13 protein-coding genes and 1 tRNA gene are annotated in these 15,145 nt (G+C 69.4%); 7 read left to right on the plus strand and 7 right to left on the minus strand.

What is annotated here, in order from left to right; genetic code table 11:
• Positions 1 to 142: 142 nt before the first annotated feature.
• The 3 genes from F0U44_RS13115 to F0U44_RS13125 are packed head-to-tail and all read right to left on the minus strand — an operon-like array spanning position 143 to position 2,735.
• A complete protein-coding gene (locus F0U44_RS13115; RefSeq protein ID WP_149728706.1) occupies positions 143 to 478 on the minus strand; it encodes a nuclear transport factor 2 family protein in 336 nt (111 codons plus the stop codon).
• Positions 475 to 1,719, minus strand: a complete 1,245-nt coding sequence (locus F0U44_RS13120; protein WP_149728707.1) for a cytochrome P450 — start codon at positions 1,717 to 1,719, stop codon at positions 475 to 477. The genes F0U44_RS13115 and F0U44_RS13120 overlap by 4 nt, the downstream gene beginning before the upstream one ends.
• Positions 1,716 to 2,735 (minus strand): hypothetical protein, encoded by a 1,020-nt coding sequence (locus F0U44_RS13125; RefSeq protein WP_149728708.1) that lies wholly within the window; start codon positions 2,733 to 2,735, stop codon positions 1,716 to 1,718. The genes F0U44_RS13120 and F0U44_RS13125 overlap by 4 nt, the downstream gene beginning before the upstream one ends.
• Positions 2,736 to 2,914: 179 nt before the next feature.
• Between F0U44_RS13125 and F0U44_RS13130 the strand changes: the two genes are divergently transcribed.
• Positions 2,915 to 2,990, plus strand: a tRNA-Arg gene (locus F0U44_RS13130).
• Positions 2,991 to 3,015: 25 nt separating this feature from the next.
• Here F0U44_RS13130 and F0U44_RS13135 read toward each other — a convergent pair.
• Complete coding sequence (locus F0U44_RS13135; protein ID WP_188113468.1) at positions 3,016 to 5,547, minus strand: putative bifunctional diguanylate cyclase/phosphodiesterase; 2,532 nt, start codon at positions 5,545 to 5,547, stop codon at positions 3,016 to 3,018.
• 143 nt (positions 5,548 to 5,690) lie between these two features.
• On the minus strand, positions 5,691 to 6,860 hold the full coding sequence (locus F0U44_RS13140) for an Ig-like domain-containing protein (protein WP_149728710.1): 1,170 nt from the start codon (positions 6,858 to 6,860) through the stop codon (positions 5,691 to 5,693).
• Between the two features lie 202 nt (positions 6,861 to 7,062).
• Here F0U44_RS13140 and F0U44_RS13145 point away from each other — a divergent pair, with 202 nt between their 5' ends.
• Together F0U44_RS13145 and F0U44_RS13150 are read left to right on the plus strand one after the other, a co-directional pair.
• Positions 7,063 to 7,479, plus strand: a complete 417-nt coding sequence (locus F0U44_RS13145) for a hypothetical protein (protein WP_149728711.1) — start codon at positions 7,063 to 7,065, stop codon at positions 7,477 to 7,479.
• 132 nt (positions 7,480 to 7,611) lie between these two features.
• On the plus strand, positions 7,612 to 9,351 hold the full coding sequence (locus tag F0U44_RS13150) for a lamin tail domain-containing protein (RefSeq protein ID WP_149728712.1): 1,740 nt from the start codon (positions 7,612 to 7,614) through the stop codon (positions 9,349 to 9,351).
• A 21-nt stretch (positions 9,352 to 9,372) separates the two neighbouring features.
• On the opposite strand, the gene F0U44_RS13155 is transcribed toward F0U44_RS13150, so the two are convergent.
• Positions 9,373 to 10,563: a saccharopine dehydrogenase family protein gene (locus F0U44_RS13155; protein ID WP_149728713.1), complete on the minus strand. Its 1,191-nt coding sequence runs from the start codon at positions 10,561 to 10,563 to the stop codon at positions 9,373 to 9,375.
• Positions 10,564 to 10,673: 110 nt separating this feature from the next.
• On the opposite strand from F0U44_RS13155, the gene F0U44_RS13160 reads away from it, so the two are divergent.
• The 4 genes from F0U44_RS13160 to F0U44_RS13175 are packed head-to-tail and all read left to right on the plus strand — an operon-like array spanning position 10,674 to position 14,390.
• The gene (locus F0U44_RS13160) at positions 10,674 to 11,201 is read left to right on the plus strand and encodes a sigma-70 family RNA polymerase sigma factor (RefSeq protein ID WP_149728714.1); all 528 of its coding nucleotides are present in this window, start codon (positions 10,674 to 10,676) and stop codon (positions 11,199 to 11,201) included.
• Positions 11,198 to 13,294 carry a beta-propeller domain-containing protein gene (locus F0U44_RS13165; protein WP_149728715.1) on the plus strand — a complete coding sequence of 699 codons (2,097 nt, stop codon included), beginning with the start codon at positions 11,198 to 11,200 and terminating at the stop codon, positions 13,292 to 13,294. The genes F0U44_RS13160 and F0U44_RS13165 overlap by 4 nt, the downstream gene beginning before the upstream one ends.
• Before the next feature lie 30 nt (positions 13,295 to 13,324).
• Entirely contained in the window at positions 13,325 to 13,591 is a 267-nt protein-coding gene (locus tag F0U44_RS13170; protein WP_149728716.1) for a DUF2277 domain-containing protein, read from the plus strand.
• Positions 13,569 to 14,390, plus strand: a complete 822-nt coding sequence (locus F0U44_RS13175) for a Sir2 family NAD-dependent protein deacetylase (protein WP_246160444.1) — start codon at positions 13,569 to 13,571, stop codon at positions 14,388 to 14,390. The genes F0U44_RS13170 and F0U44_RS13175 overlap by 23 nt, the downstream gene beginning before the upstream one ends.
• Before the next feature lie 56 nt (positions 14,391 to 14,446).
• Here the strand turns inward: F0U44_RS13175 and F0U44_RS13180 are convergent, their stop codons facing one another.
• Positions 14,447 to 15,133, minus strand: coding sequence for an iron-dependent transcriptional repressor DtxR (locus F0U44_RS13180; RefSeq protein WP_149728718.1), 687 nt, complete (start codon positions 15,131 to 15,133; stop codon positions 14,447 to 14,449).
• Positions 15,134 to 15,145 lie beyond the last annotated feature (12 nt).

Raw genomic sequence — 15,145 nt, forward strand, 5'->3', positions numbered from 1 at the left:
GGGCAGCGCAATGGCTCCTGGCTCCGTCGCGCATTCACGGTACGAGGGCCGCCCAAGCCCGGACCCCCGACCGGTCGTTCCTTCCATTGTGAACGGCGAACCTGTCAATCACGAATTGAACGTCTCGACCTGCGGCTGAGCGTCAGCGGTAGTAGATGGCCAGCCGCCGGATCCGACCGGCCTCGTCGAGCTCGAAGAGATCGGCGGCGTGGACCTTGTTGCCCGGCTCACCGAGCGGGCTGATGGCCTCGATCTCGACCCATTCGCGGTCGCCGTCACGACTGGTCGAGACGATCGTGGTCTGCGCCCTGCCAGCGAAGACGACCTCGCTGTAGAACCGCCCGCGCTCTTCCGACGTCGCGAAGGTGCCCATCGGGTGCTCGAGCACCGCGTCCGCCGCGAAGAGTGCGAGGAGGGTGTCGAGGTCGGCGGCGTTGACCGCGGCGACGTACTGCTGGCTGATCGTCGGGGTGCTCATCGTGCTTCCAGCCGCATCGGCAGGTGCCGGATGCCCGTGTGCTTGTTGGAACGGACCCGGTCGACCGGACCGGTCACCTCGAAGCTGCCGACCCGGGCGAGCAGCGCCTCGAAGAGGACGCGCATCTCCATCCGCGCCAGGCCCGCGCCGAGGCAGAAGTGCGGGCCGCGGCCGAACGCGACGTGCGGGTTGGGCGTGCGGCGGATGTCGAAGGAGTCCGGCTCGGCGAACATCGCCTCGTCGCGGTTGGCCGACGCCCACCACAGCGTGACCTTCTCCCCCGAGCGGATAGTGACGCCCCCGAGCTCGGTGTCGCGCGTCGCCGTCCGGCGGTTGTACGGCGTCGGCGAGCTCCACCGCAGCATCTCCTCGATCGCGGGACCGAGCAGCTCCGGGTCGCCGGCCAGGTCGGCCCAGAGGTCGGGTCTCTCGACGAAGGCCAGTATCCCGCCCGCGATCGCGTTGCGCGTGGTCTCACTGCCGGCGGCCACCATCAGGCTGAACATCATCTGCTGCTCCATCGGCGCGAGCGGCTCGCCGTCGATGGTCGCCGTCGCGGCGACCGAGAGCAGGTCGTCGCCGGGCTCCAGCCGCTTCCGCTCGAGGAGCTCGGCGCCGTAGGCGTACATCTCGGCAGCCGCGCGCTGGCTGACCTCGCTCGCCTGACCGAGGTCGCGGTCGGAGTAGTCGAGCGTCGCGGTCGCCCACGCGAAGAGCTGGTGCCGGTCCTCCTGCGGGACGCCGAGCAACTGGGACACCGCCTGGAGCGGGAGCTCGGCAGCGACGTCGATGAGGAAGTCGCACTCCCCCTTCGCCAGCGCAGCGTCGACGATCCGGCTCGACCGCTCGCGCAGGTCGTCCTCGATCCCGCGCAGGATCCGCGGAGCGACGTTGCCGTGGAAGAGCTTCCGGAACTTCGGGTGCCGTGGGGCATCCGTCATGTTGAGCATCGTGCCGGGCGCCAGGCCCGCCGGGAGGTCCTCGATCAGCGTCCCGCCGCCCTCCCGCACGCTCGTGCCGTCGGAGGAGAAGGTGGTGCCGTCGTTGCCGGCAACAACCACGTCGTCGTACCGCGTGACGACCCAGAAGCCCTCGCCGCCGGGCGTGTGCTCGGTCGGCGGGTGCCACCACACCGGCGCCTCCCGCCGCAGCCGCGCGAACACCCCGTAGGGGAATCCGTCGACGAATCGGTCGAGGTCCGTCAGGTCGACGATGTCGACAAGCTGTTGGCTGCTCCTCACGGGCTTCTGACGCCGATGCTGGCCACGATCTCCGTCGGGGCCCAGTTGGCGTCACCGGTGTAGCTGAAGGTCACCTTGTCCGCGCGCGTGTTCGTGCCGGTGCCCGACGCTTGGTAGTAGAAGACGCAGTAGAAGTAGTCCTCCACATTGCACGTGGCCGGGGTGACGGTGCCCTTGTTCGACGAGACCGACGGAGTGATGAAACCCGTGGGCGACGGGTCGCCCGTGACCCCGACCTCGCAGGTCACGTACTGCCCAGGGACGGCAGGGTTCGGCGAGCAGGAGAAGCCACCGGCCGGCACCGGCTTCGGGTCCACCTTGACGACGGCCTTGAGCTTCGCGTCGGCGTACCAGGGGTCGCCCGTGTAGCTCGCCGTCACCTTGTCCTTGCGCCCCTTGGTGCCCTTGCCCAGAGGGGTGTAGGTCGTGGCGCAGGTGTGGATGACCGAGTTGATGCCGCAGCTCGTGGTCGACAGCGTCCCCTTCCTGGTCGACGCGCTGAAGGTGACCGTGCCCACGGCGTTGGGGTCGCTCAGCGCGGCCGTGCAGGCGACCGACCGGCCTTCGATCGTCGGCGTACCGCAGGAGTAGGTGATCGGCGCCGGGATCTCCTTGACGACGTGCAGGACGAAGGGGTTGGTCGACGGTGCGTGGTTGGCGTCACCTGAGTAGTTGACGACCAGGGTGTCCTTGCGGGAGCTCGATCCTGCGCCGGACGGCGTGTAGGAGAACGAGCAGTACGACGTACCCGAGCAGGCCGTGGGCGACACCGTGCCCTTGCTCGGCGTGAACTCGATGAAGACGGTGCTGTTGAAGTAGGGAGCGCCGTTCTGCACGGTCACCGAGCAGGAGAGCACCTGGCCCGGCACGACGTACTGCGACGTGCAGGCCGTCACGACGTCCGGATCAGCGGGCGGGTCGGCTGCCCCCGCTGGCCGAGTGGGCGCCATCCACGCGACGAGACCGAGGATCGTGGCGAGGAAGGCGATGAGGGCTCGGTGGGCGCGAAACTTCATGCTCACTCCTGGAGGGAGGCGAGCCCCGAGCACCCGCGCGAGTGGGACCCCGAAACGCTAACCGGCAGAGCAGCGCGCGTCCTGGATATCGTCAGGTTGGCCTGCTTCGGCAATCCGGAAGACCGTCGGTAGGCTCAGGCCCGCACGTGTGGATCTGCCTCGACATCTCCGCGCGTCCCGCCCCCGTAGCTCAGTGGATAGAGCAGCCGCCTCCTAAGCGAAAGGTCGCCAGTTCGACTCTGGCCGGGGGCACCACACGACCGTCACAGTGCGTCGCCGGTCAGGCGGCAGGTGCCGCAACGGGCGAGACCCGCGAGTAGAGATAGCCCTGCCCGAGGTCACACCCGAGCTCCTCGAGGATGTCGCGTTGCGTCGTCGTCTCGATGCCCTCGGCGACGATCGCCAGGCCCAACGCGTGCCCCATGCTGATCATGGTCCCGGCGAGCTCGCGATCGCGCGGGACATCGGCGAGGCCGGCCGTGAAGGTCCGGTCCATCTTCAAGACGTCGACATCGAACTGGCGGAGCCTGACGAAGCTCGAGTAGCCGATCCCGAAATCGTCGATGGCCAGCTTCACGCCGGAAGCGCGCAGTGACTGGAAGCTGCGGGCCGCGGAGTCGACGGCTTCGATCACAGCGCCCTCGGTGAGCTCGAGCCACAAGCGGCTGGGGTCCAGGCCCGACAGCTCGAGGGCGGTGGCGACCCGTGCCTGGAAGTCGCCGTGCACGAATTGCTTGGCGGACACGTTCACGCTGACGGAGAGGTGCTCGGGCAGGCAGGCCGCGGCCAGGCAGGCTCGGTCGAGCACGCTGCCACCGATCTCGGCGATCAGCTCGACCTCCTCGGCGACGGTGATGAAGTCGCCGGGCAGGACCAGGCCGTGCTCGGGACGACGCCAACGCGCCAGCGCCTCGGTGGCGACCGGCCGGCCGGTGGCCAGCTCGACGATCGGCTGGAACCAGGTCTCGATCTCGCCTCGCTCGACGGCACCGCGCAGTCCGAGCTCGATGTCCATCCGGGCGTCCAGGTGAGCGCGGAGGTCGTCGTCGAAGACCTCGTATCGCGACCGACCGCCCTGCTTCGCGCGGTACATGGCTTGATCCGCGCGGTGGACCAAGGACTCCGGATCCTCGTGCCCCTCCCCGAACGCAATGCCGATGGAAGCGCTGATCACCACGTCGTGTCCGTCATGTGCCCAGGGCAGCGCAAGAGCCGCGTGCAGCTTCCGAGCGATGTCGCGCACCTCAGCCTCGGAGTCCATGTTGGGGCAGACGACCACGAATTCATCTCCTCCCAGCCGCGCCACCGTGTCACCAGACCTCGCATTGCCCAGCAGTCGCCGCGCGACCTCGCAGAGGACCTGGTCCCCCGCATCGTGGCCGAGGCTGTCGTTGATGATCTTGAATCGGTCGAGGTCGAGGAAGAGGACGCCCACTCCCCGCCTGGTCCGACAGACCTGGTGCTGGGACTGCTGCAAGCGGTCCATGAGCAGTGCCCGGTTGGGCAGGCCGGTGAGGCTGTCGTGGAACGCCAGGAAGTTGGCGCGCTCCTCGGCTGCCTTGCGGCGCGTCACGTCCTGGAACTTGAAGAGGAGGCCACCCGGCTGGTCCCCCATCATGACTGCTGAGACGTGAACGACCACCCAACAGATCCCCCGGTCCGTCGATCGCAACCGGCGCTCGACCTGATACCTGCCTCCGTCCCCCGCAACCAACGCTTCGCGAAGCGCACGGTCGGTATCGGCGTGGTCGTCGTCGAACAGGTCCTGGACCGCGCAGCCGACCAACTGGTCACGACGCCGGCCGACGAGCGCCATCAGCTCCTCGTTCACCTGCTCGATGCGGCCCTCGGCGTCCGCAAGCGCGCTACCGAAGGGCGAGGCGGCGAAGGCCGCACGGAGGTGAGCTGACATCCGCACGACCTCGGATGTCTGCTCCTGCACGCGCAGTTCGAGGTCCCGGTTCAGGTGGGCGAGGTCCAGCGCGGCTTCATCCCTCGCGCGTGCCGCAGCGCCCACGTGGCGAGCCGTCCGGAAGAGCAGCGACATCGAGGTCACCGTCAGGACGGTCACCAAGATCGCGACGCCGAACGGGGTGTCGTACCAGCCCCGGCGTTGTCCGACGAGCCGAAGGAATCCCAGGACCGGCGGACCGAGGACCAGGAACGGCGCCAGCGAACGCACCATGCTCCCGGCCGGACCCGCGTCCCGCAGGAGCGCCATCCACGTCCCGCCCGGAGCCAGCACCAGCCGGGCTGATGCGAGCAACGTGATCGACACGGCCGAAGGAAGGGCGATGCTGCTGTAGGCCCCGACGCCGTACAGGATCGACGCACCGTAGAGGTACCCGATGAGCGCGACGTAGGCGGCGAACAGGGCCAGTACCGCCGTCGCCTGGAGCAGACGATCCCGTCGGTAGCTGCCCGCGATGGCCGATACCGACAACATGATCAGGCAGAACGCGGTCACCGGCGCCATCTGAGGGTCGATGCCCCGCAGATCGATTCCCAGCAGGAGCCGGTCCACCCAGGTGTGCACGCCGAGGGCGAGCTCGACCGCGGTCACCGACGTCAGCGTCAGCACCACCGCCGGCAGGACCGGGAAATGACTTCGCCGCCCCACCCACGGGAGCAGGGCAAGCAGCAACAGGCACAGTGCAGTGTTCGGCTTCATCGAGGCGAACCCCGGGACCAGGGTCGTCAGCTGCTCGATGCCGGAGTACCAGCCGACGAACACCACGGACGTCGCCATCACGACGACGCCCGACAGCTGTCGGGCGAGGCGGAGGTCGCGCGGCGTCACGGTGGTGGACACCGGAGAGGACATAACTAGTCCATCGGCGGACATGGTCCGATTCCAAGGACTCTTGCTCGCTGCGGGAGCAGCGCGTCGGTGCCGAAGACGCGTGACGGCCCCGGGTGCACGAGGCACCCGGGGCCGTTTGGTCGTAGGACTCGCTAGCGCACGGTCAGCGTGACCGACGCGGATGACGGCTCCGCCTGAGCCGATCCTCCGAAGGACACGTCGAAGGTGTGCGCGCCCGGAGCGACGACGCCCGTGACCTTGATCCGGAAGGCGTCGCCCTTCGCGACGACAGAGCCGATCGGGACACCACCCTCCGACACGGTGACGGTGCCGCCCTTGGCCTTGCCCTGGGAGACGACCTGGCCGACGACGTACGCCGTCTTGGTCGGGTGGTTCAGCCTCAGTGAGCTGGCCGCCTTGTTGACGGTGACGGTCACGGTGCCGGTGGTGCTCAGACCCTCGTTGTCCGTGGCCGTGTAGCTGAACGTGGCGTCGCCCGTGAAGCCGTTCTTCGGGTTGTAGACGGCGTTGCCGTCCTTCATCTTGGCCGCGCCGCTAGTCGGCTTGCCGACCTTGTAGGTCACCGGACCGCCCTCGGGGTCGTAGGCCTCGAGCGTGATCGTCACGGTCTCGTCGAACTCGGCGGTGGCCGACACGTCCACGACGACGGGTGCGCCGTTCTCGACGAACTCGTAGGTCGAGCCGCCGAGCGTCATCGACCGGATGGTGTCGTCACCGTGCACGCCGGAGCCCAGCGACCAGCCGAACGCGAAGATGTGCGCGTCCGGGAAGACCCCGCGCCACTGGTCGAGGGTGCCGTTGTTGTCCGAGCCGTAGCCGCCGCCGTGGGAGGGCGCGGCGTCCTTGACGAACTGCTTGGCGCCGCCCGGCAGCCACCAGTTGTCGCCGTAGAGCGGGCTGCCGTTGGAGTAAGTCGGCTCGCCGACCAGCTGGCCGTCGAGCGAGCCGTTGCCGTCGAAGTCGATGACGAGCTGCATGCCCGGCCGCAGGGTCGTCGTCGGGTCGTTGCGCACCGAGTCCATGGCCGGCTCGCCGGCATCCGCGAGGTCGACGTCGACCGCGAAGTAACCGGCCGCCTTGTCGGTGCTCGTGTTGCCCTCGGTCCAGACCCGCACCCCGTCGGCGACGAAGTCGTTGTGACCCGTCGCGCGGGTCTCGCTCGTGTCGAGCTGAGCGGGGGTGATGAAGACGGTCGCCGCCTGTGCGGGACCGGCGGCGAGAGCGAGCGTGGCGACTGCCAGCGGACCTGCTGCGACCAGCGCAGTGAGCCGGCGTCGAAGCAACGCCTGAGATGAAGCCATGACGTGGTGCCTTCCAGCGGAGGGAGATCCCGGGAACGCCGCACACAGGGAGCGTGTGACCGAGTCACCGAATCACGGTTCGCCGATCCTTGCGTCCCGAATCGGAAAATTTTCGCCCCGCCTGCGCGGCCGACTAGCGATCCGGCCGATGTTTCGTTGAACATTGCACCGGCGACGGTGCCGCAGGCCTGGGGGGTCGAAAGTGGATGGGAACGTACTGCGCGTCATGCGGCGACGACCATCAGCCCGCACGTGGTTGACCCTGGTCCACCACGCCCTCCAGTTCGACGACCTGGCGTGCGCCGCCGGCATCGAGCCGCTCGGGGACGGCTGGGTCGAGATCGACGCTGACCAGGCGGAAGAGCACCTCGCTCACATCCTGTCGCATGACCTCGTCCACGACCGCGAGCTGCTGCCCCAGCAGAGCGCGCGGTGGTTCGCCGAAGACTTCATCAAGACCCTCGGCGCCAACGGTGCGCGCTTCGCCACCAACATCTCCGGCTGCCTGGCCGACGCCACCTACTCATGGCGACCGGCCACCCGCTTCGCCGTGGACGCCGGCGTGGTCATCCTCGCGGCCACCGGTTCGGCGATCTACTGGGTGGCCGACGAGGACTAGCTGCGACGCCGACTCCAGACGTTTTGCTGCGCGGCGACGTGACGCGTGCCTACTGTCGAGATAGCGACGCCGCTACTCGGACCGGTCGAGCGGCTCTCCCCCGCATGCCCCCGTCCAGTCGTGGAGGTCACGATGTTGTTGCGTCGCCAAGCAAGGCGTGGATCCTGGGGGATCCGCGCCCTGCTACTCGCCCTGGTCACCGCGGCACTCGTCGCTCCCACGATCGCCGGTCCACCGCCCGCGCGCGCCAATCCCACCGCGGACGGGGTGGTGATCAACGAGATCTACACCCAGACCCCGGTCGATGGGCACTACCTCCCCTACGTCGAGCTGTTCAACCCGACCGGTGCCGCCGTGGACCTGAGCGGGTGGAGCCTCCAGATCGTGCCGAACGCGGCCTTCCCGGCCTTCGCGTCCAACACCGCGCTGGTCGGAGTCGTGCCGGCGTACTCCCACTTCCTGATCCAGATGGCGGGCGGCCCACTGAACCCGACCGCGTTCCCCCAGAGCCCCGATCTGACCACGGCCGCGTTCCTCGACGCCTTCCCGAGTCCGACGGTGATCCTCGCCGACACCACGGCTCCCCTCCCCGTGAGCGGAGACATCGCCGGGATGAACGGGGTGGTCGATGCCGTGGGTCTGCAGCAGATCGCCGTGACTCCCGGTTGGGAGGGGACCGGCCCGATCAACGCTGCTGCCCTTCCCGCTCAAGCGTCCCGGGGCGCGTGCGGGGCCGACACCGACGACAACGTGACCGACTTCGACACGAGCGCGACCACGAGCCCCACCAACAGCGCAACACCGGACTTCGCCTGCGCTCCCACCTGCGAGGGCAAGACACCCACCGTCATCGGGTCCGGCAGCGTCAACGGAACCTTCGGAGACGACGTGATCCTCGGTTCTGACGGCGAGGACAACATCTTCGGCAGCAGCGGCAACGACACCATCTGCGGTCTCGGCGGCTCCGACATCATCGACGGCGGTCCCGATGACGACAGCATCCGAGCAGGGGATGGTGCCGACGTTGTCTACGGCGGCGTGTCAGGTGCCGACACTCTCCGCGGCGGCCGCGGCAACGACGAGGTCTACGCGGGCGACCCTGATCCGACGGGCGACATTCTCTTCGGCGACCCCGGCGACGATCTCCTCTTCGGGGGTCCCGGACCCGACACCATCACCGGCGGCACGGGGGACGACTCGATCGACGCTGGCGATGGCATCGACGCGCTGACGGGCAGCCCTGGCGACGACCAGCTCTACGCCGGGCCCGGCGCCGACCTGCTGACGGGTTCGGCCGGCGCCGACACGCTTTACGGCGACATCGGACACGATGTGCTGAAGGGCGGTCCGGGTGCCGACGGTCTCGAGGACCTGTTCGGGGGCGATGCTCTCAACGGCGGCTCGGGCGACGACTACCTCAACGGGGTCGGAGACGTGCCTCTTCAGGGCAACGACGGTGACGACTACATCATCATCGACAACCAGACGACGAGCGCGAGCGCGTACGGCGGTGACGGCGACGACCGGATCATCGGGGGCGACCTCGGCGACCTCCTCAACGGCGGGATCGGCGCGGACTTCATCGACGGGCACACCGGAGACGACACCATCGTGGGAGCGGCCGGTGCCGACACCCTCTATGCCTGCGACGGAAACGACACCGTGCATGCCGGCCCCGGTGACGACTGGGCCGATGGCGAGGCGGGCAACGACACCGTCAACGGCAATGCCGGCGACGACACCTTGTTCGGCGGTGACGGGGACGACACGCTCAACGGCGGCCCTGGGATCGACGACCTCGACGGTGGCACGGGCAGCAACGTCATCCACCCGGGAGCGGCCGGACTGTCGTCGTCGTGCAGGCCCGGCTGACCTCGGTGAGGCCAGCCCCGGTCAGGAGACCCGTTCGAACGTGATGCCCGCTGCCTGCAACCGCGCGAGCAGGGCGTCGCCCATCGCGGTGGCGGTGGTCACCTGGCCTGCGGTCGGCGGGTTGTCGTCGAGGGCCAGGCACAGCGCCGACTCGGCGAGCATCTTGGCCGTCTCGGTGTAGCCGGGGTCGCCGCCGGACACCTTCGTCCGCACCGTCGTGCCGCCGCTCTCGCCGACGAACTCGACGCTGAACCACGACGCGTCGCGGCGGCTCTTCGACGGACCACTGCCCTGGGGGACCCGCTTCTTCAGGCCGTTGCGCACCGGCGACACCTGCGCGGCAAGGGCGATCGCGGCAGCGCCGGCCATGCCACCGCCGGCGTAGCGCAGGGTCTTGGTGCCGGCGAAGTGGGAGTAGCGGAAGTCAGGACCGTACGACGCCAGAGCGTTGCCGCTCCGCGCGACCATGAAGGGGTCGATCGTCGGCAGCGGCACGAGCCAGTAGCCCAAGGCCTTGTCACGACCGGGCTTGCCGGCGACCGCGCGTGACTTGCGGCCCTCCGGGCGGGGCTCGACCCGCTTGCGGGCCTGGCTCGCGTCGCGCATCTGCTTGGCGCGGGCGAAGGCGTTGAGGGCGGAGTGGAAGGTGCCGCCGGAGAAGGTGCCGTTGGAGCGCACGACGCCGCGCATCGTCACCGGCTCGGTGACCTCGCCCCCGGCCTCCTTCGCGAGCTCCTGGATCGTGAAATAGGCACCGAGGTCGTGCGGGATCGAGTCGAAGCCACACGCGTGGACGATCCGGGCGCCGGTCTTCTCCGCGGTGGCCTGGTGCTTGACGTACATCCGGTCGACGAACTCCGGCTCCCCCGTGAGGTCGACGTAGTCGGTGCCTTCCTGCGCGCAGGCGGCGACCAGCGGGCCGCCGTACTCGAGGTAGGGGCCGACCGTGGTCGCGACGACCTTGGTCTGGGCGGCCATGTCGCGCAGCGAGCCCTCGTCGGCGGAGTCGACGACGATCAGGTCGACGTCCTCTCCCCCGGCACCGAGGCCCTCACGCACCTTCTCGAGCTTCTCCTTGCTGCGGCCCGCGATGGCCCAGCGGGTGCCCTCGGGGGCGTGTGCGGCGAGATATTCGGCGGTGAGACCGCCGGTGAAGCCGGTCGCGCCGAGGAGGACGACGTCGTAGGTGCGGGAGTCGGAGGAGGCAGCCATACGGGCATCGTCCCACCGGCTGGAACCCGATGGAACCTCCTAGGGTCGTAGTTCCGTCGTACCGTCAGCAACCCAGCAATGGGCCAGGTAGGAACGGCGACGGAGAGTTCGTGGATCGAGACAGCGAGGCGGCGTACGCCGAGTACGTCGAGCAGGCGTGGACCACGCTCGTGCGGGCGGCCATCTTCCTCGGCGCGATGGCGCACGAGGCGGAGGACATCGCCCAGACGACCCTCGTCCGGTGCTACACCGGCTGGGACAAGGTCAGCAGCGCCGACAACCGCGACGCCTACGTCTACCGGATGCTCCTCAACTGCCTGCGCGACAGCCGTCGCACGCGGTGGTGGAAGGACCGGGCCGCGACCGGCGCGCTGGAGGACGCCGGTCGCCTGCTCGCGACGGCCGACAACACCGACTCCGTCGCCGTGGCCGACGCCGTCCACCGCGCCCTGTCCTGCCTGACCAAACCCAACCGCGACGTCGTGGTGCTGCGCTACTTCGTGCAGCTCACCGAGCGACAGACCGCCGACGTACTCGGCGTCCCTGCGGGCACCGTCAAGAGCCGGCTCTCCCGGTCCCTGGCCCAGCTGGCTGCGAACGACCACCTACTCGACCTGAGCGGAGGTACTTCGCGATGACCGATCTCGAAGAGCTCTGGGACGACCTGCCTGTCGGCAAGGCGCCCACCCACGACATCCTGCGCGCGGGCCGCAAGGCCGCCGGCGTGCGCACCGCCTCGACGGGCGGACGGCGCCGCTTCCTGATGCGGCCGTTGCTGACCGCAGGTGTCGCGACCGGCGTCGTCGGCGCCTTCATCGCCGGCGCCCTGGTCAGTGGAGGAGACGGCGGGGGCGACACCTCCGCCCGCTCCCCCTTCGCCGAGACCGGACCCAGCAACGTCGCCTTCCAGGCCGACCTCGACCCGGCCAAGTCCTGCGACGAGCTGCTCGACACGTATGTGCGGCGCGGGCTCGGGCGGGTCACCGCCTGGGGTTGGGAGGACCCCTATCGCGGCTACTACGGGCGCGACCTCGTCCTGCAGGGCGGCATCGCCCAGCTCAGCGACGACTTCGGCGGGATGCGCTCGCCGGCGGCCAACGGGCCGTGGCTCTCGACGGCGTCCCGCTTGACTAAGAGCGTCAGCGAGTACGACGCCCCGCTCGACGCGCGCACCTCGCGCGTCGAGAACAGCGACACCGGCACCAACGTCCAGGAGATCGGCGTCGACGAGCCCGACCTCGTGAAGACCAACGGCTCGCTCCTGGTCCGCCTCCGCGATGACGAGCTGATCACCTACGACGTGACCGGCAAGCGCACCGACCGGATCTCCTCGCTCGACCTCGACGGGCTCGAGGACGGCGAGATCATGCTGGCCGGCGACACCGTCGTCGCGGTCGGCGTCGACGACGAGGCCCCGCGGGGCACCGCCGGCACGAGGGTCGCGACGGTGTCGCTCGCCGACCCGACCGAGCCCGAGGTGGTCGACGACGTGGCCTACGACGCGACGCTGCTGTCGGCGCGGCAGCACGGCGACGACGTACGCCTGGTGCTGTCCAGCGGGCTGCCCGACCTCGGGTTCGCGCACCCGCACCGCGGCCTCAACCGACGCGAGGCGCTCGAGCGCAACCGCGACAAGATCAAGAAGTCGACGATCGAGGACTGGCTGCCCACGATCACCTCCGCGGGTGAGGATCCCGAGCAGCTGCTCGACTGCACCGACGTGGCGATCCCGAGCGACGAGCTCACCCTCGACACCGTCAGCATCGTCGGCTTCGACGCGGCGGACGCCAAGGACGTGGACGCGATCGGCCTCGCCGGTGCCACCGACATCGCCTACGAGTCGGTGGACCACCTCTACCTCGCCGCCAGTCCGGCGTGGGGCTTCGGCTTCGACTGCGTGGCCTGCTCCTCCGTCCGCACCGTCCCGAGCGTGCGGGGCGGCAGCACGTATCTCTTCGACTTCAAGGTCGACGGCACCCGAGCGATCCACGTCGCCTCGGGCGAGGTCGAGGGCGCGATCGACGACCGCTGGGCGATGGACGAGGCCGACGGCGTGCTCCGCGTCGCGGTGACCCCGACCTCGGAGACCGGCAACTTCAACTCGGTCGTCACCTTCGAGCGTGACGGGCAGGACCTCGTCGAGATCGGACGGCTCGACCGGCTCGGCCGCAACGAGCAGCTCACGTCCGTGCGCTGGTTCGACGGGCTCGCCCTGCTGGTGACCTACCGCCAGGTCGACCCGCTGCTGGCCATCGACCTCACCGACGTGGAGCGTCCGCGCCTGATCGCCGAGCTGAAGATCCCCGGCTTCTCCTCCTACCTCCACCCGCTCGGACCCAAGCGACTGATCGGCATCGGCCAGGGTCCCAACGGCCACGGCTGGGGCGCGCAGGCCGGCCTCTTCAACGTCAAGCACCTCGACCGGTTGCACCGCATGGACGTGCTCAACTACGCCAGCGGCACCGAGGCGCTGGCCGGCACCGATCCGCGGTCGTTCACGTTCATCAACTCCTCGCGGACATTCCTGACGGTCGTGCAGGACTACAAGCGCACCAAAGTCGGCTACCTGTCGGTCGTGCACATCGACGGCGGCGAGCTCCACAACCGGATGGTCCAGGTCGAGTACGGCGACGACGTGGCTCAGGTGCGCGCCGTACCCCTGCCCGACGGGCGGGTCGTGCTGGTCACCGGCGAGGACGTGGAGTTCTTCGACCTGAACGACCGGTCGTAGAGGGTCGGCGGGTCGACGTAGGCTCGGAGCATGTGTCGGAACATCAGGGTCCTCCACAACTACGAGCCGCCGGCGACGACCGACGAGGTGACGGCTGCCGCGCTGCAGTACGTGCGGAAGGTCAGCGGGGCGACCAAGCCGTCCCTGGCCAACCAGGCGGCGTTCGACCGCGCGGTCGCGGAGATCGCCCACATCACCCAGCACCTCCTCGACGACCTGGTGACCACCGCGCCGCCGAAGGACCGCGAGATTGAGGCGGAGAAGGCGCGTGAGCGTGCCCGTCTTCGCTACGGCTGAGGCGCTCGAGCTCTGCGCCTCCGGTCCGCTGGTCGTGCTCACCGGCGCAGGGCTCTCGACCGACTCGGGCATCCCCGACTATCGAGGTCCGGGATCGCCGAACCGGACGCCGATGACCTACCAGGAGTTCGTGTCCGGGCCTGCGGCTCAGCAGCGCTACTGGGCCCGCTCCCATCTCGGCTGGTCACGGATGGGTCGCGCCGTGCCCAACGCCGGCCACCACGCCGTCGCCGAGCTCAACGCCGACCTGGTCATCACCCAGAACGTCGACGGCCTTCACGAAGCAGTCGGCACCCCGCGCCTGGTCGCTCTCCACGGCCGGGTCGCCGACGTGGTCTGCCTCGGCTGCCGACGGAAGACGCCGTGGCCCGCTCTGCAGGAGCAACTGGCCGTGCTCAACGCCGGGTGGCTGGAGCTGCACGCCGACGTCGTGAGCCGGCCCGACGGTGATGTCGACCTCGACGACACCGCCGGGTTCGTCGTACCACCGTGCGATGCGTGCGGCGGAGCCCTCAAGCCCGACGTCGTCTTCTTCGGAGAGAACGTCCCCGCCGCCCGGGTCGAGCGCTGCTACGCCGCCGTCGACGCCCTCGCCGACTCAGGCGGCGCGCTGCTCGTGGCCGGCTCCAGCCTGACCGTCATGAGCGGCCTGCGCTTCGTGAAGCGAGCCGCCAAGCTCGGCACCCCGGTCGTGATCGTCAACCGGGGCGTGACCCGCGGCGACGAGCACGCGTCGTACAAGGTCGAGGTCGGTACGTCGGAGTGGCTCCCGGCGCTCGCCGAGCGCCGTCGTACCTGACGTAGATGTCGTGATTTCGCGAAATCACGACACGTGCGTCAGGTGCGACGCGCGAATCAGAGTCGCTTGACGAAGATGTGATCGGCCGCCTCGGGGAAGATCTCGGCGGTCTCGCCACCGGAGCCGACGAGTACGCCGTCGGGGGTGGCCTGGATGGTGATCGTGCGGTCGGGCAGGGCGCCGACCCGGCGCATGGCGCTCATGAGCGCCTCGTCCTTCTGCATCTCCTCGGAGATCCGGCGCACCAGAGCGCGGCTCGTCTCCACGCCCGCGGCCTTGGAGAGCGGCTCGACGTCGGTCATGAAGTCGACGCCGGACGGCTCCTCGCCGAGCTCGGCGAGGCCGGGGATCGGGTTGCCGTAGGGCGACTCGGTCGGGTGGTCGAGGAGCTCGAGCAGGCGGCGCTCGACGGTCTCGGAGATGACGTGCTCCCAGCGGCAGGCCTCCTCGTGGACGAGCTCCCAGTCGAGGCCGATCACGTCGGTGAGCAGTCGCTCGGCAAGGCGGTGCTTGCGCATCACGCGCGTTGCAAGCCGGAGGCCGTCGTCAGTGAGCTCGAGGTGGCGATCGCCCTCGACGGTCAGCAGACCGTCGCGCTCCATCCGGGCAACGGTCTGCGACACGGTCGGTCCGCTCTGGTGGAGGCGCTCGGCGATCCGGGCGCGCAGCGGAACGATGCCCTCCTCGACGAGCTCGTAGATCGTGCGGAGGTACATCTCGGTGGTGTCGATGAGATCGCTCACGGGGCCATTCTC

It is taken from the genome of Nocardioides humilatus, from assembly GCF_008373755.1.
GTDB classification, from domain to species: Bacteria; Actinomycetota; Actinomycetes; order Propionibacteriales; family Nocardioidaceae; genus Nocardioides; species Nocardioides humilatus.

What these genes read in the sequence shown, in the direction of transcription:
- F0U44_RS13115 (WP_149728706.1), bottom strand. Translation starts at nt 478, where the DNA reads ATGAGCACCCCGACGATCAGCCAGCAGTACGTCGCCGCGGTCAACGCC.
- F0U44_RS13125 (WP_149728708.1), bottom strand. Translation starts at nt 2,735, where the DNA reads ATGAAGTTTCGCGCCCACCGAGCCCTCATCGCCTTCCTCGCCACGATC.
- F0U44_RS13140 (WP_149728710.1), bottom strand. Translation starts at nt 6,860, where the DNA reads ATGGCTTCATCTCAGGCGTTGCTTCGACGCCGGCTCACTGCGCTGGTC.
- F0U44_RS13150 (WP_149728712.1), top strand. Translation starts at nt 7,612, where the DNA reads ATGTTGTTGCGTCGCCAAGCAAGGCGTGGATCCTGGGGGATCCGCGCC.
- F0U44_RS13155 (WP_149728713.1), bottom strand. Translation starts at nt 10,563, where the DNA reads ATGGCTGCCTCCTCCGACTCCCGCACCTACGACGTCGTCCTCCTCGGC.
- F0U44_RS13165 (WP_149728715.1), top strand. Translation starts at nt 11,198, where the DNA reads ATGACCGATCTCGAAGAGCTCTGGGACGACCTGCCTGTCGGCAAGGCG.
- F0U44_RS13170 (WP_149728716.1), top strand. Translation starts at nt 13,325, where the DNA reads ATGTGTCGGAACATCAGGGTCCTCCACAACTACGAGCCGCCGGCGACG.